Annotated in this window: 15 protein-coding genes; 6 read left to right on the forward strand and 9 right to left on the reverse strand. The window is 74.8% G+C overall.

Features of this window, described 5'->3' with window-relative positions:
- Nucleotides 1–197: 197 nt before the first annotated feature.
- Nucleotides 198–602: a hypothetical protein gene (locus AC067U_RS02490; RefSeq protein ID WP_478827731.1), complete on the reverse strand. Its 405-nt coding sequence runs from the start codon at nucleotides 600–602 to the stop codon at nucleotides 198–200.
- A gap of 156 nt (nucleotides 603–758) precedes the next feature.
- Here AC067U_RS02490 and AC067U_RS02495 point away from each other — a divergent pair, with 156 nt between their 5' ends.
- The gene (locus AC067U_RS02495) at nucleotides 759–1535 is read left to right on the forward strand and encodes an MBL fold metallo-hydrolase (RefSeq protein ID WP_478827732.1); all 777 of its coding nucleotides are present in this window, start codon (nucleotides 759–761) and stop codon (nucleotides 1533–1535) included.
- Nucleotides 1536–1545: 10 nt separating this feature from the next.
- On the forward strand, nucleotides 1546–2169 hold the full coding sequence (locus AC067U_RS02500) for a DedA family protein (RefSeq protein ID WP_478827733.1): 624 nt from the start codon (nucleotides 1546–1548) through the stop codon (nucleotides 2167–2169).
- A gap of 130 nt (nucleotides 2170–2299) precedes the next feature.
- On the opposite strand, the gene AC067U_RS02505 is transcribed toward AC067U_RS02500, so the two are convergent.
- A complete protein-coding gene (locus AC067U_RS02505) occupies nucleotides 2300–4066 on the reverse strand; it encodes a protein kinase domain-containing protein (RefSeq protein WP_478827734.1) in 1767 nt (588 codons plus the stop codon).
- A gap of 77 nt (nucleotides 4067–4143) precedes the next feature.
- Entirely contained in the window at nucleotides 4144–7638 is a 3495-nt protein-coding gene (locus tag AC067U_RS02510; protein ID WP_478827735.1) for an AfsR/SARP family transcriptional regulator, read from the reverse strand.
- A 264-nt stretch (nucleotides 7639–7902) separates the two neighbouring features.
- Between AC067U_RS02510 and AC067U_RS02515 the strand changes: the two genes are divergently transcribed.
- The 3 genes from AC067U_RS02515 to AC067U_RS02525 all read left to right on the forward strand — a co-directional run bounded on the left by AC067U_RS02515 (nucleotide 7903) and on the right by AC067U_RS02525 (nucleotide 10462).
- Complete coding sequence (locus tag AC067U_RS02515) at nucleotides 7903–8916, forward strand: NADP-dependent oxidoreductase (RefSeq protein WP_478827736.1); 1014 nt, start codon at nucleotides 7903–7905, stop codon at nucleotides 8914–8916.
- Between the two features lie 65 nt (nucleotides 8917–8981).
- The gene (locus AC067U_RS02520; RefSeq protein WP_478827737.1) at nucleotides 8982–9605 is read left to right on the forward strand and encodes an NAD(P)H oxidoreductase; all 624 of its coding nucleotides are present in this window, start codon (nucleotides 8982–8984) and stop codon (nucleotides 9603–9605) included.
- A 74-nt stretch (nucleotides 9606–9679) separates the two neighbouring features.
- A complete protein-coding gene (locus AC067U_RS02525; RefSeq protein ID WP_478827738.1) occupies nucleotides 9680–10462 on the forward strand; it encodes a hypothetical protein in 783 nt (260 codons plus the stop codon).
- Between the two features lie 13 nt (nucleotides 10463–10475).
- On the opposite strand, the gene AC067U_RS02530 is transcribed toward AC067U_RS02525, so the two are convergent.
- The 3 genes from AC067U_RS02530 to AC067U_RS02540 form a co-directional block, all read right to left on the reverse strand.
- A complete protein-coding gene (locus tag AC067U_RS02530) occupies nucleotides 10476–11462 on the reverse strand; it encodes an MBL fold metallo-hydrolase (RefSeq protein ID WP_478828269.1) in 987 nt (328 codons plus the stop codon).
- A gap of 427 nt (nucleotides 11463–11889) precedes the next feature.
- Nucleotides 11890–13179 (reverse strand): aminotransferase class I/II-fold pyridoxal phosphate-dependent enzyme, encoded by a 1290-nt coding sequence (locus AC067U_RS02535; RefSeq protein ID WP_478828270.1) that lies wholly within the window; start codon nucleotides 13177–13179, stop codon nucleotides 11890–11892.
- A 68-nt stretch (nucleotides 13180–13247) separates the two neighbouring features.
- Nucleotides 13248–13841, reverse strand: coding sequence for a TIGR03086 family metal-binding protein (locus AC067U_RS02540; RefSeq protein WP_478828271.1), 594 nt, complete (start codon nucleotides 13839–13841; stop codon nucleotides 13248–13250).
- Between the two features lie 301 nt (nucleotides 13842–14142).
- Here AC067U_RS02540 and AC067U_RS02545 point away from each other — a divergent pair, with 301 nt between their 5' ends.
- Nucleotides 14143–14973 (forward strand): methyltransferase domain-containing protein, encoded by an 831-nt coding sequence (locus AC067U_RS02545; RefSeq protein WP_478827739.1) that lies wholly within the window; start codon nucleotides 14143–14145, stop codon nucleotides 14971–14973.
- Between the two features lie 177 nt (nucleotides 14974–15150).
- Here the strand turns inward: AC067U_RS02545 and AC067U_RS02550 are convergent, their stop codons facing one another.
- The 3 genes from AC067U_RS02550 to AC067U_RS02560 form a co-directional block, all read right to left on the reverse strand.
- The gene (locus tag AC067U_RS02550) at nucleotides 15151–15966 is read right to left on the reverse strand and encodes an SGNH/GDSL hydrolase family protein (RefSeq protein ID WP_478827740.1); all 816 of its coding nucleotides are present in this window, start codon (nucleotides 15964–15966) and stop codon (nucleotides 15151–15153) included.
- The gene (locus tag AC067U_RS02555; RefSeq protein ID WP_478827741.1) at nucleotides 15953–16522 is read right to left on the reverse strand and encodes a PadR family transcriptional regulator; all 570 of its coding nucleotides are present in this window, start codon (nucleotides 16520–16522) and stop codon (nucleotides 15953–15955) included. Before AC067U_RS02555 ends, AC067U_RS02550 begins: the two co-directional genes overlap by 14 nt.
- Nucleotides 16523–16680: 158 nt before the next feature.
- Nucleotides 16681–18723, reverse strand: coding sequence for a DUF5107 domain-containing protein (locus tag AC067U_RS02560; protein ID WP_478827742.1), 2043 nt, complete (start codon nucleotides 18721–18723; stop codon nucleotides 16681–16683).
- Nucleotides 18724–19499: the final 776 nt, after the last annotated feature.

Genomic DNA, 19499 nt, shown 5'->3' on the forward strand with positions numbered 1-19499 from the left:
TCACGTCCCGGCCCGCGCCCCGTCTGCGGGCCCCCTTCCCAGCGTCGCACAGGGCGGCCGGGCGAACCGGCCGACACGGAGGGGGCGGCCGGGGGCCGGACCGGGCGCGCACGGAGCACGGGCCCGCGCGGGAACGGGCCCGTGCCGGAACCGCCCCACGCGGGAACGGACCCGTGCGCGAACGGGCCCCGGCGGGCTCAGGTGCCGTCGTAGCCGGCGGTGGGCATGGACAGCCGTCGGTGCACCTCGGCCTTCATCGCGGAGGTGTACCGGGGCTCGTCCAGGCCGGCGGTCTCCAGGCGCACCCCGCGCCGGGCGCACTCGGCGGTGAACTCCTCGACGGACCGCAGCGCGCGCCTGAGGACCCGCTGGTTGGGGGCGACGAACAGGTCGACCTCACCCTCGTCCACGTCGGACCACAGGGCACAGTGGTCGGCGCGCATGCCGTAGAAGAGCAGCTGCCTCGTGACGACGTAGCCCTGGTCGGCAGCCCAGCGGGCGCACATGGCCTGCTGGCTCCGGGTGTCGACCACGAACGGGTCGGCGTCCAGTTGTTCGAGCGGGACCAGGCTGGCGATCGCGGCCACCCGCAGCTCATCCATGCCGACCGACCCTACTCCGATCGGCCCTCCGCGAGGAGGGGATGATCAGCCACTACGTCTTATGTCATACCGGACCTTCCTATGTCGTGCCCGCACGGAGTCCGCACTGCCCTAGTCTCGGTGGGAGAGATCCCGTCCACCGGAGGGAGGGGCCGCGTGCCGGTCGACATCACCTGGTGGGGTCATGCCACGTGTACGGTCGAGGATTCCGGGGTACGGCTGCTCACCGACCCGCTGTTCGCCGGCCGGCTGGCCCATCTGCGCCGGCGCCGCGGGGCCCTTCCGCCGCCGGAGGCCGCCGAGGCGGACGTCGTCCTCGTCTCCCATCTGCACGCCGATCACATGCACCTCCCCTCACTGGCCCGGCTGACGCCCGGCACCCGGCTGCTGGTGCCGCACGGGGCGCGCCGGGCGGTGCCGGGGCTGGCCCGGATCGCGGGGCGGCGGGAGCTGGCGGTGACCGAGGTGGTGCCGGGCCAGGAGGTCACCGTACGGAACGGCCTGCGGGTACGGGCGGTCAGTGCGCGGCACGACGGCCGGCGGCTGCCGTTCGGCCCGCACCTCTCGCCGGCGCTGGGATACGTCGTCCACGGCGCGGCGGCCACGTACTTCGCCGGGGACACCGGGCTGTTCCCGGCGATGGCGGAGGAGGTCGGCCCGGTCGACGTGGCGCTGCTGCCGGTCGGCGGCTGGGGCCCGTACCTGGGGCCGGGGCACCTGGACGCGGCGCGGGCGGCGGACGCGCTGTCCGCTTTGGCGCCGGCCGCGGCGGTGCCGGTGCACTACGGCACGTACTGGCCGATCGGGCTGGACGCGGTGCGCCCGCACGAATTCCACGCCCCGGGGGAGGAGTTCGTCCGGCACGCGGCGCGGCTCGCGCCGAAGGTGGCGGTGCGGCTGCCCGGTCACGGGGAGCGGGTGAGCGTGCCGTGACGGTCCGACGATGATCCTTCAGGAAGCGGTGTGGCAGGCGCAGCAGGTGCCGCCGGAGTCCACGCAGCAGGCGGTCGGCTACCCGGCGCTGTTCCTGCTGGTGGCGCTCGGAGCGCTGGTGCCGGTGATTCCGACCGGGGCGCTGGTGAGTTCGGCGGCGGTGGTGGCGTTCCACCAGTCGCTACCGCCCGTCGGGCTGCTGCTGGTGTTCCTGGTGGCGGCGCTGGCCGCCTTCCTCGGGGACACGACCCTGTACTGGCTGGGGCAGCGGGGCGTGCGCTCCCGCAACGGTTCGCGCTGGCTGTCCACCCTGCGCGGGCGGGCCGCGCCGGACCGGCTGGCTCAGGCGCAGCGGCAGCTGGACGAGCGCGGGGTGACGGTCCTGGTCCTGTCCCGGCTGGTGCCGGCCGGGCGGATCCCGGTGATGCTGGCCTGTCTGCTGGCGGAGCTGCCCATGCGGCGGTTCGTCCGGGGCGACGCTCCCGCCTGCCTGGCCTGGGCGGCGGCGTACGGGCTGATCGGCATCCTGGGCGGCTCGCTGTTCCCGGAGCCCTGGCAGGGGGTGGCGGCGGCGATCGCCCTGATCCTGCTGCTGAGCGGGGCACCGGCGGTCTGGCGCCGGATCCGGCGCTAGACCCCGACCTTTGATCGGGCTCGATCCGGCCGGCGACGTACGCTCGATCCGGCCGGTTCGCGCTCTATCCGGCCCGTTCGCGCTCTATCCGGCCGGCTGGGGCTCGAGCCGGCCGGCTCAGGCCGGGCCGTCAGAGTGCCAGCGTGCGCCAGCCCTGGGTGATCTGTTCGCGTACCGCCGCCCCGTCCGCCTCGGTGTGGCCGGGGCCCTGCCGCGCGGTCAGCAGTTCCACCAGTGCCGCGCCGTCCGCCGGGCGCCCCGCCGGGTCAGGGGTGAGCGCCCGCCCGACGGCGGCGGCGAGGTCCGGATCGAGGGCGTGCACCGCCGCGAGCGCGGCCGGCTCGGGACCGGTGTCGACGATCCGGCGGATCACCGCCCCGGCGCTGGTCGCGGTGAACGGGCCGGTGCCGTGCGCCGCGCACACCACGCAGCAGGCCCACGCCCAGACGTCCGCGGCCGGGCCGACGGGCTCCTCGCCGAACTGCTCGGGCGCCATGTACGTCAGTGTCCCCGGCCCGCCGCCGCTGCGGGTGAGGCGGGTGCCGTCCACGATCGCCGCGATGCCGAAGTCGAGCAGTCGCGGTCCGGCGCTGGTGAGCATGATGTTGGCGGGTTTGAGGTCGCGGTGGACCAGGCCGAGCCGGTGCACTCCGGACAGGGCCACGGCGAGGGCCAGCGCCAGGGCGCGCAGGGCCTCGGGGGCGCGGATCGGCCCCTGCTCCCGCAGGTGGACGTCGAGGGGCCGACCGTCCAGGAGCTCCATGGCCAGGTAGGGCCGGCCGGCGTCCACCCCGGCGTCGAGCACCCGGGCGGTGTAGGCGCCGGAGACCATGCCCAGGACCTCCGCCTCGCGCTCGAAGCGGCGCAACAGCTCGGTGTGGTCGAGGAGTTCCGGTTTGATGGTCTTCAGCGCGACCTGGGTCGCCGCGCCTTCGCGCCGGGCCAGGTACACCGTGCCCATGCCGCCGGACCCGATCCGTCCGAGCAGCCGGTACCCGCCGATCAGCTGCGGCTCGTTCGGGTGCAGGGGCTGGTACGCGATCTGCGGTGCGGCTTCGCCGGTACCGCTGGAGCCTGCCTGGGTGGGCACGTACGGAGCGGGGGGCGCGGCGGGGGCCGTGGGGGTGTACGGGGTCTCCCCGGCGGGCGGGGCGGGCTGGACCGGCGGGGCGGGTTGGACCGGCGGGGCGGCCCGGTCGGGCCGGGCGGACGACGGGGCCCGTTCGCGCGGTACGGCAGCGGAGGCGGATGCCGAAGCGCCAGCGGAGGCGGAGGCGGAAGCGCCAGCGGAGGCGGAAGCGGAGTCGGCGGCGGCTACGGCGAGCCGCAGGTTCCTGCTCGCCAGGACGGCCACGACCTGGAACAGCAGGGCGGCCAGGACCAGGCCCACCGGCAGGAAGAAGCCGAGCACGATCCGGAGCAACAGCCCGGCCATGCGGAACGGTTCCGGGAAGGTGGCCGCTGCGGCCCCCGACGGCGCCCCGGCGGTCAGCAGGTTCCGCTGCGTCACGCGCCACAGCAGCACCCAGCCCGCGAGCGCGGCCAAGGCCACAGCGAGGAACAAGACCTCCGAGGCCGCGAAGGAGAGGTCGTACTCGTAGGAGAGCTCCACGCTGTCCGGCTGGACGATCGGGTGGCTCAGGGGGCTGTCGGAGCCGGGAACGAGCGGAGAGGCCGGCAGCGCCCACAGGGCGGCACCGCCGACGAGCCACACCGCCAGCTCCGCGTAACCGACGGCGGGGAACAGCGACGTCGGCTCGGCCCCGTCGCGGGCCGCCGACGCCCGCCGCTGCACCTGCCGCTGGAACCGCAGCAGGAGCGGGAGCGACACCGTGCGCAACGCCACGGCCGGTACGACCACGGTCACGAGCTCCAGCCCCGTCGAGGTGTCTTCCATGCTCTCCCCCGCGTCTCCCGCGTCTCCCGCCGCGCCCTGTCGGAACGAGACGGGAGTATAGGTCTGCTGAGAGCCCGTCAGGCCGAATCCGACAGGTCGGGAAGACCGGGAAGGTCGAGGATCCCGGTCGGGGCGCGGCCTCGGGCGAAGGCCGTGTCGTACGCGGCTTCGCCGAGGGCCGTACGTGCGCGGGCGGCCGCCCGGTCGGCGTCCGTCCGCTCCGCCTCCGGAAGCGGCATGCCGACCGACTCCCGCAGCGTCGCGGCGGCCCCGAGCAGTCGTGCCGCCTCCTCGTGCCGGCCGCCGGCCGACCGTGCGCCCGCCAGGCCCTCGTACGCCAGAGCCAGGGCGCGCGGGTCCCCGGTGCGGCGGGCCGCCACCAGGCCCTCCCGGTGCAGGGCCTCCGCCCGGTCCGGGTCGCCACGCTGCTCGGCCACGTACCCCAGCTGCGCCAGGACCAGCGCGGTCCCCGCGTCGACCCGCATCCGCCGGTTCCAGTCCAGCCAGGGACCGAGCAGGGCCTCCGCCCCGTCCAGGTCGCCCCGTCGCCTGGCGCCGAGGGCCAGTCCGGTCTCGGCGAACTGTTCGGCCGACCGGTGCGACTGCTCCGCGGCCAGCCGGCGGGCCCGCTCGTGGAATTCGGTGGCCGCCGCGTCGTCCCCGGTGAGCAGCGCGATCCGGCCCTGCCGGGCCAGCCGGAAGGAGGCGTGCGTCCATAACTCCAGCTCCTGTGCTCCGCGCACCCCCTCACCGTGCAGGCGGGCGGCCGCCTGGTAGTCCCCGGCGATCTCCGCCACCACGCCCAGCAACTCGGACATCTGCAACTGGCCCCACCGGTCGCCCAGTTCGTCGAACAGGCGGGCGCTGTGCCCGGCGTGGCGGCGCAACCCGGCCAGGTCGCCCCGGTACATCGCCCGGGTGCCGAGCATGCCGACGGCGGCCGCCTCGCCCCACCGGTCGCCGAGCCGCCGGAACTCCTCCGGCAGCCGGTCCGGGCCGCTCCCGTCCCGCTCCTCGCCGTAGCCGCAGCGGGCGTAGGCGAGCAGCCAGCGGCTCCGCGGATCCGCGCCCTCGTGGGTCTCGGCGAGCCTTGAGCCGTCGCCGGTGAGCAGGGTGAACGCGGCCCGGTGGGCCCGCGCGGTGCGCGCAGCCGCTGCCGCGTCCGCGGCCTCCGCCACCGCCACCGCCTCCGCCTCCGCCTCCGTCGGCCCGGCGGCGTGCAGGGCCCGGTCGAGCGAGCGCACCCCCTCGCCGAGCCGGCCGCGCAGGAACCAGTACCAGGTGAGCGCGTTGACCAGGCGGAGGCCGAGCTCCGGGGCGACGGCCGGAGCGGGATCTGTGCCGGTGTTGGTGTTGGTGTTGGTGTCGGTGCGGGTGTTGGTGTCGGTGCGGGTGTTGGTGTTGGTGCCGGCGTTGCTGTTGCTGTTGCTGTTGCTGTTGCTGTTGGTGCCGGTGTTGGTGACGTGGTCCAGCGCGGCGCGCAGGTTGGGCGTCTCGGCGTCGAGCGCGGCCAGCCACCGCCGCTGGCCGTGCCCGTGCAGTCCGGCGGCGGCCCGCTCGGCGAGCCCGATGTGGTGCCGGGCGTGACGGTCGCGGACCATCCGCGTCTCACCCGCCTCGTCGAGCCGGTCCAGCCCGTACGCGATCACCGATTCCAGCATCCGGTAGCGGACGCCTCCACCTCCGCCGGCGCTGTCTCCCCTGGCTCCCCCGCCGCACCCCTGCTCGTACGTCGCGACGACCAGGGACCGGTCGACCAGCCGGGCGACCAGGTCCGGGACGCCGTCACCCGTGTCCGCACACACCGATTCGGCGGACTCCAGGGTGAACCCGCCGGAGAACACGGCCAGTCGGCGCAGCACGGTCCGCTCGGCCGCCGGAAGCAGTTCCCAGCTCCAGTCGATCATCGCGCGGAGGGTGCGCTGGCGGGCCGGGGCGTCCCGGCGGACCTGGCTGAGCAGCCGGAACCGATCGTGGAGCCGGTCGGCGAGGACGTGCACGCCGAGCGCCCGGACCCGGGAGGCCGCCAGTTCCAGTGCGAGCGGGATCCCGTCGAGGCGGCGGCAGATCAGCGCCACGGCCTCGTGGTTGTCGGGAGTCACGGCGAAGCCGGGGGCGGCGGCCGCGGCGCGGGCGGCGAACAGCTCCACCGCCTCGGTGCCGGCCAGGGGCGGCACCGCGTGCAGTACCTCACCGGCCACGGCCAGGGGCTCCTGGCTGGTGGCGAGGACCCGCAGCCCGGGGGCCCGGCGCAGCAGCAGGCCGACCAGCGGTGCGACGGCGTCGAGGACGTGCTCGCAGTTGTCGAGGACGAGGAGTGCACGGCGGACGGAGAGCGCCTCCGCGAGTACGTCGTCCAGGACGTCGGCCGCCTCGGGCCCGGCCGCCTGGCCGGGGCCCTCCTCACGGATGCCCAGGGCCGCGGCCACCGTTTCCGCGACCTCGCCCTTGGTCCCGGCGAGTTCCACGAGCCAGACCCCGTCCGGGAATGCCCCGTCGGGGAGTCCTCCGTCCGGCAATCCCCGTTCGGCGAGTCCCCCGTCGGCCAGCAGCCGTCGGCCAGCTTCCAGCGCGAGGCGCGTCTTCCCGACGCCGCCGGGCCCGGTGAGCGTGACCAGTCGCCCCGCGTCCAGGAGGGAGCACACGGCGTCGACCGCCTCCTGTCGGCCCACCAGTGTGCTCACCGGTGCCGGCAGGTTCGTACGGGGCCGGGTCCCGGCCCGCTCCGGGGGCGTGCCGGACGCGTCTTGACGCGCCGCAGGTGGCGGTCCGGCCGGCGCCCGGCGGATCACCGTGTCCCTGCGGAGCGCCGGGTCCTGGCGGAGCGCCGGGTCCTGGCGGAGCACCGCCTCGTGGAGCGCCGCCAGTTCGGGGTCCGGGTCCAGGCCCAGTTCGTCCGCGTAGCGGCGGCGGAGGTCCGCGTACGACTCCAGGGCCTCGTTCGTGCGGCCCGCCGCGTACAGGGCGCGCATGTGCGCCGCGCGGATGCGGGAGCGCAGCGGGTGTGCCCCGACCAGCGCGCCCAACTCGTCGGCAAGGACGGCGTGCTCGCCGAGCTCCAGGCGGGTCTCGGCCAAGTCCTCGTGGGCGGTGAGCCGTTGTTCCTCCAGACGGGCCGTCTCCGCCCGCACGAACGCGGCGTCACGGAAGTCCGCGTAGGCCTCCCCGCGCCACAGTCCCAGCGCCTCCGTCAGCAGCGCGGCCCGTTCCCGTGCGTCGGCGGCGGCCCGCGCGCGCTCCGTCAGCCCGGCGAACCGCTCGGCGTCCACCGCCTCCGCGCCGACGCGCAGCAGGTACCCGGCCGGCCCGTGGGCGAGCAGGGCGCGCCCGCCGTCCTCCGCCTTCGCCAGGACGCGGCGGAGGTGGGAGACCTTGGTCTGAAGGGTGTTGGCGGGGTTGCCGGGGAGGTCTCCCGCTCCCCAGAGGTCGTCGATCAGCCGGTCCGCGGCGACCGGGCGGCCGCGGTGCACCAGAAGGTCCGCGAGGAGGGCCCGGACCTTCGCCTCGGGCACCGCGACGGCACTGCCGTCCTCCGTCCGTAAGGTCACCGGACCCAGCACCTCGAATCGCATGGGGCCACGGTAACCCGCGATCTTCACCGGGCCGTCCGATGCCGTCCGGTCCTCCGTACCCGTGCGTCCTGCCGAACGGCCTTGCGGGCACACGCGGAAGACCGTGCGCGGACCGTGCGCAGACCGTCAGGAAGCCGTGCGCGGTGCCCCGCACCGTTCTTCTCGTCCGGTTCGGACCGCCGCGACGAACGAGCGGACGAGCGCAGACGAACAGCCCGAACGAACAGCCCGAACGAACAGCCCGAACGAAAGGCACCTGCCGCGATGACCACCTCCCGTGAGATCCGCCTCGCCGCCCGCCCCGTGGGCGAGCCCGGCCCCGAGCACTTCACCCTGGCCACCACCGAGGTCCCCGAGCCCGCCGAAGGGCAGATCGTGGTCCGCAACACCTGGATGTCCGTGGACCCCTACATGCGGGGCCGCATGAACGACGCACCGTCCTACATCCCCCCGTTCACCATCGGCGGCACCCTGGAAGGCAGCGCGGTCGGCGAGGTGATCGCCTCCCGCGCCCCGGGGATCCCGGTCGGCGCGTCCGTCTCCCACTTCCTCGGCTGGCGCGAGTACGCCGTGCTGGACGCGGCGCACGCCACCGTCGTGGACACCGCGCTGGCCCCGGCACCGGCCTATCTGGGCGCACTCGGCACCACCGGCCTGATCGCGTACGCGGCGCTCACCCGGACCGCGCCCGTCCGGGAGGGCGACGTCGTGTTCGTCTCGGCCGCGGCCGGAGCCGTCGGCAGCGTCGCCGGCCAGCTCGCCCGCCGGCTGGGCGCCTCTAGGGTCATCGGTTCGGCCGGCGGTCCGCGGAAGACCCGTGCGCTGCTGGACGCCTTCGGCTACGACGCCGCCATCGACTACAAGGGGGGCGACCTGCCCGGACAGCTCGCGGAGGCCGCCCCGGACGGGATCGACGTCTACCTGGACCTAGTGGCGGGCGACCATCTCCATGCTGCGCTCGGCGCCATGCGGACCGGGGGCCGGATCGCCCTGGTGGGTGCCGTCAGCGGCTACAACGACACCGTCCCGGCTCCCGGGCCGAACCTGTACCAGGCCGCCGTCCGCGAGCTGACGCTGCGCGGCATGCTCGTCTCCAGCCACTTCGACCAGTTCCCGGAGTGGATCGGCAAGGCGGCGGGCTGGCTCGCCGAGGGCACGCTGCGGACGCAGGAGACGGTGGTCGACGGTATCGAGCAGGCGCCCGAGGCGATGCTGGGCGTGCTGCGTGGTGCCAACACCGGGAAGATGCTGGTCCGGCTGGGCGGGGAGGGACGATGAGCGTTCCCACGCAGCCTCACGTGCCTTGTGTGCCTCACGTCCCTCATGTCCCTCACCTGCCTCACGTGCCCTGCGTGCAGGAGCGGGCGAAGGCCGGGCGCGCCCTGCTGGTCGTGGCTCACCCCCGCCCGGACTCCCTCACCGCCGCCCTCGCCGGGCGGGCGCGGGCCCGGCTGGCCGCCGCCGGCCACGAGGTCGACGTACTCGATCTGCACGCCGAGGACTTCGACCCGCGGATGACCCCGGCCGACGAGCCGGACTGGGCCGACCCGGGCAAGACGTACTCCCCCGAGGTCCGGGCCCATATGGCCCGGCTCGACGCCGCCGACACGGTCGTCGTGGTCTTCCCGCTCTGGTGGTTCGGGCTCCCGGCCATCCTCAAGGGGTGGATCGACCGGGTCTGGAACCACGGTTTCGCCTACGGCGACGGCAGCGGCCCGTCCCGGCTCCGCGGCAAGCGGCTGCTGTGGCTCGCCGTGGCCGCGTACGGGGAGGCGCAGTTCGCCGAACGCGGCTGGGAGGAGACGGTCTCCCGCCTCCTCCGGACGGGCATCGCCGCCTACTGCGGGATCGAGGATGCCACGGTCGGCTTCGTGTACGACTCGCTGACCGCCGGCGAGACCGCCGTCAAGGCCGCGGACGAGATCCTGGACGCCTTCTGCGTGCCGATGAAAAATACTGAGGCGTGAGGGAGTCGGAACGCCGGCGGGGGTGAGTACGCGTACTCATGTGGGCCGTTCTCACCTCCCGGCACGATGCCTGCATGAGATCGAGATCCCTTCCGAAGTCCGTGCTGGCGGCTGTGCTCGGCTGTCTGCTCCTGTCCGCCTGCGGCACCGGGACCCCCGGAACCAGGACCGCCGGAACCGATCAGGCCCCCGTGGGCAATGCCGTACCGGCTTCGCCCACGGCGGCCACTCCGCTGAGCAGTGACGAGCAGGAACTACGCTTCATGGAGCTGCTGGTGCGCGTCACGAAGCCCTGCCTTCCGGACGCCGTCGAGGACAAGGGCGGCGTCCCCGAGCCCGAGGAGCTCCCGGGCCCGGAGAGTGCGGACACACCCGGGTACGGGCCGGTCCGAACCCCGCCGGGGGTTCCCGACGCCGACGGGAACGTCCCGGATCCCCTTCCCCCGGACGCAGCGCCGCCGTCGACGCCTGCCCCCGAGTCACCGCCGCGCGGGGAACTGCCGCTCGAGGAACTGCCGCTGACCGCAGCCGAGAAGTGCGAAGGCCGCGAGTTCGCGAAGTACGTCGGCGAGGCGTTCAAGGACACGAGGACGACCGACTACGAGGCGATGCGCGGGAAGCTGACGGCCCTGGACGTCCCGGCGGCCAGGATCCACCGGATGCCGGACCAGGCGGGCGCGCCCCGGGTGAGGCTCGACCTGCGCTTCATGGGCGGCCGTTTGGCCCTGGATGTCACCGGCACGAGCACGGGCACGGGCACCGGCCTGACCGTCGAAGCGTTCGGTGCCCACGAGGGCGAGGACGTGAAGGTGACCGATGTGAAGCGGAAGCCGAACGCGGACGCATCGACGTCCTGACGGGCGTGGGCGTTCACAGCACCGCCGAGCCCCCGATCGGTAGGTCCCACAGGTCCGCCCGGTCCAGTCCGGCCCGCGCCCAGGCCGCCCGCACCCGCAGCAGCGGCTCCAGGACCGGTTCGGCGGAGAGCACGAAGGTGCCCCAGTGCATCGGCGCCATCCGCCGGGCACCGGCGTCCCGACAGGCGCGTACGGCCTCTTCCGGATCCGCGTGTACGTCGCGCAGCCACCAGCGCGGTGCGTACGCCCCGATCGGCATCAGCGCCAGATCGATCCCGGGGTGCCGGCGGCCGATCTCCCGGAACCAGTGCCCGTAGCCGGTGTCCCCGGCGAAGTACAGCTTGGCACCCGTACCCGCCCGGTCGGTGAGCACCCAGCCGCCCCACAGGGTCCGGCAGGTGTCTACGAGGGAGCGCTTCGACCAGTGGTGCGCGGGGACGAAGTCGAAGCGGACCCCGCGCAGTTCCACCGCCTCCCACCAGTCCAGTTCGGTCACCGTGGTGAAGCCGCGGCGCCGGCACCAGCGGGCGAGGCCTGCCGGCACGAACAGCGGGGTGTTCCGGGGGAGCCGCTTGAGCGTGGGCGCGTCCAGGTGGTCGTAGTGGTTGTGGCTGATCACCACGGCGTCGATCGGTGGCAGGTCCTCCCAGCGGACCCCGACCGGGGTCATGCGGGCCGGGGTCCCGAGGATCCGCCTGGACCAGACCGGGTCGGTGAGGAGGGTCAGCCCGCCGATCCGGACCACCCAGCTGGCGTGCCCGGCCCAGGTGACGGCCACCGTGCCGGGGCCCGCCTCCGGCAGCGGCCCCGGTGCGTACGGCAGGTCGGGGATGCCCCGGAGCCCTTCCGGGTCCGGCCGGAAGGCGCCTTCGCGGGCGAGCCGCGCGAGCTCCCGCATGCCGGGCATGGGGGAGGTCAGCCGGTCCGCGAACGACCGCGGCCACATCCGTACTTCGGCGAGGGCCCGTACCACCCCGAGGGGTCGTCCCGTACCGCCCAGGAGCGTGGCCCGGCGCCGGGCGGCACCAGGGGCGGGGTCGGGGCCAGGGCCGGGGCCGGGGCCGGGGCCGGGGTTCTGGTCGGGAGCGGCACCGGTGCCGGTGCCGGAGCCGGAGCCGGAGCCGGAGCCGGGTCGACGGTCCAGGCCGGCGTCGGGACCGGAGTCAGGTCCTCGGTCCGGGCCGGTGTCGGCGTCGGCGTCGGGACCGGAGTCCGGGCCGCGGTCCGGGCCGGCGTCCAGGTCGCGGTCCGGGCCGGCGTCCAGGTCGCGGTCCGGGCCGGCGTCCGGGCCGGCGTCCGGGCCGGCGTCCGGGCCGGCGTCCGGGCCGGCCGGGCGCACCGCGGGGCGCACCGCCGGGCGGCGCAGGGTGTCCCGCCGGTCCGCCCGCTCCCTCATCCGCGAGGCTCCCGTCCACTCGCAACGGCCTTCACGACGTCTCCCGCAACGGCACCTCGACCAGCGGCGACGGGTCCGCCAGTTCGGCCAGTACCTCCGTGAGCGTCTCCAGCGACCGCCGTACGTACGGCAGGGCGAGCGGGTCGCGGGCCGTCAGCGCGGCCAGTCGCTCCTCCTCCGAGCCACCCAGCAGGGGTGCCGTGGCCAGCCGGAACCGGGGCGCGCCCAGTTCGTCGGCGAACCGCTGGCCGCCGGGCGCCGATCCGCCCAGCCGGTTGCCGAGCCAGTCCTCCAGTTCCATGGCGTCGGTCACGCCGTGCCGGGCCAGCCCCGACCGCAGCGGGGTCAGATCGGCGTAGAGGTGGCGCCCGGCCTGCGGGGGACGGGCGAGGGCGCCCGCGGCCAGCAGCCGCCGGTGCGCCTCGGCCGCGACCGCGCCGTGCAGGGCGGCCTCCGCGCGGGCCCGTTCGGCCACCGCCTCCGGTTCGTCCAGCGCGTACGCCGCGGCCGCGGCGACCGGTCCGGCGGTCACCGCTCCGGTCGCGGTCAGGGCGTCCAGGGTGCGGGCCCGCAGCCAGGTTCCGCGCGGACCGGCGGGGAACCGGGCCACGGCCGCCGGCCAGCCGGCCGGCAGCAGCGACCCGGCTAGGTCCACCAGCACGGTGACCTGCCCGGGGACCATTTCGGCCGGGCTGACCAGCAACGTCTCGTGCGGCTGGTGCAGGGTGTCCCGCCAGGTCTCGTCGCTGACCACGAGCAGCCCCTCGGACTGCGCGGCCTCACACGCCTCGTGCAGCAGTTCGGGCGGGGCCACCGTGCCGGTGGGGTCGTCGGCCGTGCTGAGCAGCAGCAGCCGCGGATCGCCACCTTCGGCGCGGACCCTCCGTACGGTCTCCAGCAGCGCCCAGGGGTCCGGTACGCCGCCGCACTCGGCGGGGGTCGGCACGTGATGGGCGCGGTGCCCGAGCAGCCGTACCTGCGGGGTCCACCAGGCGGGGCACGGCCGCGGCAGCAGCACATCGCCGCCGGCCGCGCCGAGCAGGGCCAGCAGCAGTGCGGGGGCGCCGGGCCCGGTGGCCACCTCGTCCGGTGCGGTGGGCAGGCCGCGCCGTTCCCAGTAGCGGCAGGCGGCCTCGCGGACCGGTGCGCCGCCGCCGGGAGGCTCCGCGGCCGAGGTGGCAGCGGCCGCGGCCAGGACGGCCCGCAGTTCGGGGACGACCGGCAGCCCCGGCTCGGGTGCGGGCGGACCGTAGCGGACCGGCCCGCGGCCTTCGGGAGTCGTGCCCTCAAGACTCGCGCCCTCGGGAGCCGTGCGCTGCATCCCCTCCACCGTCTCCGCCTCCTCACCCTCGACCATGCCCCACTTTGCCCTTTATAAGGCGAACACGGCTACGGCGCCCTGCCGACCATCCCCAGCAGCCGGGCCTGGGCGTCCGCGCCGGGCGGGACCTCGACGGGCGGGGCGAACAATCCGCTGGCCGCCAGTCCGTCCGCGTACGGCATCACTTCCTTGATCGTGAATTCGACGAGCCCGTCCGGCAGGCGGTCGTCGGCCCCGATGCCCCGGGAGAGGTCCCAGGCGTGCACCACGCAGTCGGCCGTCAGCTCCGAGCAGTACGCCGCCCCGAGCGCCGGCCCGTAGGACAGCTTGACGGTCCGACCCAGCGCCCCCGGCTCGGCGAACGCGGCCCGCGCGGCGGCCGCGGCCCGGTCCCAGACACCCACCGGATCCGAGCCGAGCAGGTCCCCGGACAGCGCGTCCCCGACGTCCTCGACGGTGCGGCCCTCGGTGAGCAGCGGAGGTATCCAGAGCTGCTCCCCGGTGACGTGGTTGACCAGGTCGCGCACACTCCACTCGGTGCACGGGGTCGGCGCGTCCCACTGGTCCTCCCGGACCGCGTGCACGCGGTCGGTGAACAGGTCCAGGGCCTTGGCGTGCCACTCCAGCAACGAGTCCGTCCGACTGTCTCCCATGGATGCCATGGATGCCATGGATCCCACCGTCCTCTCCCGTGACCCCGGCCCCCCTCCCGGCCTTCCTTGTTGCCTTCCTTGTCGCCTTCCTTGTTGCTTCCTTGCGGCCCCCTTCGGCCTCCCCGCGGCCTCCTTGCCGCCCACTGTCCTCGCCTCTCGCCAGCCCTGCCATCGACACCTCCAGTTCCCTTTTCCTGCAAGGGTTGTGTCCACATGTCAATACGCCCATCTCATATCTCGACAAGATCCTTTACGGTGATGGCAGGCAGCAAGCCGCAACCGCAAGCCTTCGAAGATGAGGAGTGACGCGATGAACGACGCCCAGGGCACCCCTGCTCGCGAGACCGCCGTCTACACGCACGGACACCACGAGTCCGTGCTGCGTTCGCACCGCTGGCGCACCGCGCAGAACTCCGCCGCCTACCTGATCGGAGAGCTGCGGCCGGGCATGTCCGTCCTGGACGTGGGCTGCGGTCCCGGCACCATCACCGCGGACCTGGCCGAACTGGTCGCCCCCGGAAGGGTGGTGGCCGTGGACGCCGGAGCGGACGTGGTCGCGAAGGCCGAGGCGTACGCGGCGGAGCGCGGTATCGAGGGCATCGAGTTCGGTGTGGCGGACGTGCACGCGCTGGACTTCCCCGACGACACCTTCGACGTGGTGCACGCGCACCAGGTACTGCAGCACGTCGGTGATCCGGTGCAGGCCCTGCGCGAGATGCGGCGGGTGTGCCGGCCGGGGGGCATCGTGGCGGCGCGGGACGCGGACTACGCGGCGATGACCTGGTACCCGGCGCAGCCCGGGCTGGACGAGTGGCTGGACCTGTACCGGCGGGTCGCCCGGGCCAACGGCGGCGAGCCGGACGCGGGCCGACGGCTGACCGCCTGGGCCCGGGAGGCCGGCTTCCAGGAGGTGCGCGCCTCGGCCACGGCGTGGTGCTTCGCCGAGCCCGACGAGGTCGCCTGGTGGTCGGAGCTGTGGGCGGACCGTACGACGGCCTCCTCGTACGCGGAGATCGCGGTGGCCGGCGGCCATGCCACGGCGGAGGAACTGGTGTCGGCGGCCGCGGCCTGGCGCGCCTGGGCGGCCGACCCCGACGCCTGGTTCTCGGTACTGAACGGCGAGATCCTGGCCCGCGCCTGACGGGGTGGTGCGGTGGTCCGGTGGTGGCTGGTGGACCGGCGGCCGGCGGCCCGGTGGCTGATGGCTGGTGGACCGGCGGCCAGGTGGCTGGTGGCCCGGCGGCCGGTGGCCCGGCGGCTGGTGGCCCGGCGGCCGGTGGCCCGGCGGCCGGCGGCGGCCCGCAGGGGGCCCGACGACTCAGGCCCCCTGCGGGGCGGGCACCGGGAGGAGGGCCGGACGCTTGGCGGTGCGGCCGTCGCCGGAGGAGCGGCCGCGGAGGCGCCGGCCGAGCCAGGGCCCGAGGAACCCGGCCGCCCAGCGCAGCTCGCCGGCGGCCGCCCGAAGGCCGGTGGGTTCCGGGACCGGCGGCGGGGGCAGCGGGTGCGTCCAGGCGTCGCTGCTGCCGGGCAGGCGGAGCGCGTCGGCCAGGGCGTCCGCGATCCGGTCGTGGCCGAGCGGGCTCGCGTGCAGCCGGTCCGGGCTCCACAGGCGGGCGTCGGTGACGACCGCGTACGGGGCGGTGTCGGCCACGACCACGGCGTGCCGTGCGGCCGCCTCCCGGATGCGTTCGTTGAGGGCGTGGACGCGCGCGCCCAGCGGGCGGGCGAGCGGGACGAGCCGTGTCATGTCCGGGAAGGTGACGGTGACGACCCGGGCGCCCTGTCCGGTGAGCGCGGCGAACATCGCCTCCAGGTGGCCGGCGACCTCGTCGGCGTCGAAGGAGGAGCGGAGGACGTCGTTGACGCCGGCGACGACGGTGGCCAGGTCGGGGCGGAGGGCGAGCGCGGCGTCGAGCTGGCCGGCGCGGACCTGCCCGGCGAGCCGGCCCCGCACGGCGAGGTTGGCATAGGTCAGGCCGGGGCTGTGCACCGCGAGCCGCTCGGCGAACCGGTCGGCGAACCCGCGCAGGCCGACGGTGTCGTCACCGTCCCCGAGCCCCTCGGTCTGGCTGTCACCCAATGCGACGTACCGCAGGTAACTGCCGTCGTGCGTGCACTGCTCACTGTCCGGCACGGGCCGACCGCCTTTCCCTGAGGACCGCTGCGACCCTCTCGCACCACTCGTGGTTGCCCCGCTCGAAGGCGAGGCCGCGCAGGCAGGTCAGGTAGGGGCCGATGCGCTCGCCGCTGCGCAGGAACTCCTCCTCGTCGAGCCCGCCGCGGAACTTCCGCAGCAGGCCCTCGAAGAGTTCGGCCTTGGCGCGGGCGAACACGGCCCTTTCCTCCAGCCGGTCGATGACCGGCCCGGAGTCGATGAGGTCGGATGCCTGGACCATGACGGCCAGGTCGTCCCGGAGGACGGAGGGCTTGGCGGAGGCCGCGGCGAAGCGCTCCAGCTCGCCGGTCCCGGCTTCGGTGACGTGGAACATCCGCTTGTTGGGCCGGGTGTCCTGGACCACCTCGCGACCGGCGACCAGCCCGTCCGCCTCCAGCTTGGCCAGCTCGGCGTACAGCTGCTGGGGCAGCGCGTGCCAGAAGTTGGCGACGCCGAGGTCGAACGACTTGGCCAGCTGGTAGCCGCTGAGCTCCTCGTCCAGCAGTGCCGCCAGCACGGCGTGCCTCAGGGCCATGGGGACGCCCGCCTCCGTTCGGTCTTCCGTGGCGCCGGTCCTCTCCTTCGGCGCCCCTCACCTCCCCGAGCATACTCAAAAAAATGACTAATCAGATTGATGAATACTTGGTCGTGGCCCCGCACGGCCGTGACCCCCCATGAGGCAGCGCTGGAGGGTCACGGCCTCATGCGGAAGTCGTAGCGGGCCGGAACCGGGCGGTCCGTCAGGCCGGCCCACACCTCCCCGAGGACCTCGTCGCCCTCCCGCAGGTCCGGGACCTCGATCCCGTCCTCGAACAGCCGTCGGGCCGCGACCACATGCCCCTCCGCCGCCAGCAGCCGCGCCGCGAGCAGCCGGAAGCGGCCCTCCCCGCGGAGGGAGGGGCGGAGCCGCTCCCACACCGAGCGGGCCTCGGGCACCCGGCCCGCCGCCAGCTGCGCGGCCAGCGCCTCCTTGCCGAGGGCCGACTCCGCCGCCGTCCAGGGCGCGGTGCCGGGACTGCCCGCCATCAGGTCCGCGAACGCCTCGGCGTACCGCTCCGCGGCCCGTCCGGCGTCCCCCGCCAGCGCGTCCGCGGCCGCCAGGCAGCGCAGCAGCGGCCAGCGCGACGGGGCCTGTGCCAGTCCGCGCTCCCAGCTGCGGACCGCCTGGGCGATGTCTCCCGCATGCCACTGCGCCACGCCGAGGTGGTACTCCGTCAACGGATCGGCCGGGGCGGTCTCCAGCATGTCCCGCCAGTGCGGGGCGACCAGGCTCGGCCCGGGCGGGAGTGTGTCGGACGGTGCCGCATCGGACGGTGCCGCACCGGCCTGCGCCGCATCGGACGGTGCCGGGAACGCGCCGCTGCGCCACAACTCCAGCCAGGGCCGCTCCGGTTCACCGATCATCGACTCGTCGAACGGGGTACCGGGCAGGTCCAGACCGCCGCACAGCACCTCCAGGGCTCCCCAGCCCGAGCCCGTCGCCAGACGCTCCCCCGGGTCCCGGTCCGCATAGGGGAGCCAGGCCGCGTACGCCTCCTCCACCCGTTGGCGGGGCAGGGCGGTGGCGAGCGCCTGCTCCGTGACGGCCCGGGCCGCGGCCCAGTCGGGCCCGTGCACGGCGGCCGGGTCGGCGTCCAGCGGACCGTACGCCTCCAGCCAGCTGAACTCCGCGCCCGGGTCGAGGCGTACGTGCTCCAGCTGGGTCCGCGCGAGGCCGGCCTGAATCTCGGCGTAGCCGGGGGTGCCGGGTTCGGTGAGCCATTCCTGCCAGCGCCGGCCGCCCGGGCTCGCGCCCCACACGAACAGCTTCCGGCCTCGCAGGCGGGCGGTCGAGGTCTGCACCAGGCCTCGGCCCTCGCCGTCGAGGGCGGCGATCCACGGGCGGGCGCCTTCGGGCAGTTCGTAGAAGAAGTCCGCCGGGAACTCGCTGCGCAGCGGGTAGGTCAGGTCCGTGGCCTCCTCGCCGGACCTGGGCTCGGGGATGGGCTCGGGAATCGGCCCGGGGATGGGGATACGGCGCAGGTGCCGCTCGTACCCGAAGTGCCACGCCTCGTCGGCGGGGGCGAGCACACGGGTGCCGTTGTCCTCGGGGACAGCGGTGTTGGACCACCAGTAGACGGGCGCGGGCCGCTCGTGCGGGTTGCGTACGCGCACTCCTACGTGGAGGAACTCGGAGCCGTCCGGGAGCCACAGGTCCACTTGGAAGGGGAGGTCCCGCAGCCGCTCCCACTCCCACAGCCGGACCATGGTCCCGCCGTCGGGGGCGGGCACGAGCGCGGCGTGCAGGGGCGCGCAGGACAGGGTGGTGTGGCCGGTGGCGCCGATGTTCCACTCGATGCCGCCGGAGAACCAGGCCCCGTTGAGGGCGAAGGCAGCCGGCTGGAACACCGGGTTGCGGTAGAGGAGTTCGCGGTTGGTGGGCCGGTGGAGCAGTGAGTGGACCCGGCCGCCGAGTCCTGGCAGGACCGTCACGGCGAGGTGCTCGTTCTCCAGTACGACCGCGTCGATCGCGCTGTCCGTGCGCTGCCGTCCATAGCCGTCGCGGAGCCGCACGGGGAGCAGGGAGCGGAGCGGCTCGTAGCCGATCTGCCGGGCCATTTCGCGCGGCAGACGGGCCTTGGTGCGCTCGTCGATCTCGTGCACGTCGGCCGGGGCGGAGAGCGGGGGCAGCGGGTTCTCGGCGCCGAGCGGGGCGGCGGGGAGGGTGACGACGGTGCGACGGACAGTAGTGGCCATGGAGGCATGGAACACGCCATGGCGGCCGGTCCACAGCGGTTTTGCGGAATCCAGGGAGTCGCGCGCCGGGGGGTGGGGTGACGGGGGGAGCCTGCCGTGTCCGCTCCTGGCCGTGCCTTGGCTCGGGAGGGGTGGGGCGAAGCCCCGGAACGGGGGGTGGGGCTGGGCAAAGCCCCGGAACGGGGACTGGGGCAAAGCCCCGGAACGGGGACTGGGGCAAAGCCCCGGAACGGGGACTGGGGCAAAGCCCCGGAACGGGGACTGGGGCAAAGCCCCAGTTTCGGGAAGGGGCGGGGTGGGGAAATCGCCCCGCAGGGACCCCCGCCGCGCGCACGCAGCCCGCTCCGGCTGGGCGGGAGCGAGGAGCTCCGGGGGCTGCCCGTCAGTCCCAGTGTCATTACGTGCCGGCCGCCGGCGTCAAGGGCGCTCCCGTTGGTCGCGTCGCTAAAGCGATGGCCCTTCGGGCCCCCCTTGACACCGACAACCGTCACGCAACGACAAGGACTGTCGGGCCGCCCCCGGGGGATGGCATGGAGGGAGCCTTCGGATCCTTGCGCTCTGGCGTTGCCGGGCAGGGGCAGCGGCTCCGCTCGGCCAGCCGCCCTCCGGGCGGGACGCGGAAGTGAAGTCGATCAGATCTACGTAATCCAGGCCGGTCCAGGCGCCCCAAATCGCTACGCGCTCCTGCCGATCAGCGGATGCGGGCCGCCATGGGCCGGACATAGACCGCCGACGATCGGTACGCGCTCCCGCCGGACGGCGGCAGCCGGAAGGGC

It is taken from the genome of Streptomyces sp. NPDC043853 (genome assembly GCF_056436025.1).

Coding starts and splice junctions, on each gene's coding strand:
- AC067U_RS02535 (WP_478828270.1), bottom strand. CDS start 13,179: ATGCAGCGCACGGCTCCCGAGGGCGCGAGTCTTGAGGGCACGACTCCC.
- AC067U_RS02560 (WP_478827742.1), bottom strand. CDS start 18,723: ATGGCCACTACTGTCCGTCGCACCGTCGTCACCCTCCCCGCCGCCCCG.
- AC067U_RS02505 (WP_478827734.1), bottom strand. CDS start 4,066: ATGGAAGACACCTCGACGGGGCTGGAGCTCGTGACCGTGGTCGTACCG.
- AC067U_RS02545 (WP_478827739.1), top strand. CDS start 14,143: ATGAACGACGCCCAGGGCACCCCTGCTCGCGAGACCGCCGTCTACACG.
- AC067U_RS02500 (WP_478827733.1), top strand. CDS start 1,546: ATGATCCTTCAGGAAGCGGTGTGGCAGGCGCAGCAGGTGCCGCCGGAG.
- AC067U_RS02515 (WP_478827736.1), top strand. CDS start 7,903: ATGACCACCTCCCGTGAGATCCGCCTCGCCGCCCGCCCCGTGGGCGAG.
- AC067U_RS02555 (WP_478827741.1), bottom strand. CDS start 16,522: ATGGCCCTGAGGCACGCCGTGCTGGCGGCACTGCTGGACGAGGAGCTC.
- AC067U_RS02490 (WP_478827731.1), bottom strand. CDS start 602: ATGGATGAGCTGCGGGTGGCCGCGATCGCCAGCCTGGTCCCGCTCGAA.
- AC067U_RS02525 (WP_478827738.1), top strand. CDS start 9,680: ATGAGATCGAGATCCCTTCCGAAGTCCGTGCTGGCGGCTGTGCTCGGC.
- AC067U_RS02540 (WP_478828271.1), bottom strand. CDS start 13,841: ATGGCATCCATGGGAGACAGTCGGACGGACTCGTTGCTGGAGTGGCAC.
- AC067U_RS02510 (WP_478827735.1), bottom strand. CDS start 7,638: ATGCGATTCGAGGTGCTGGGTCCGGTGACCTTACGGACGGAGGACGGC.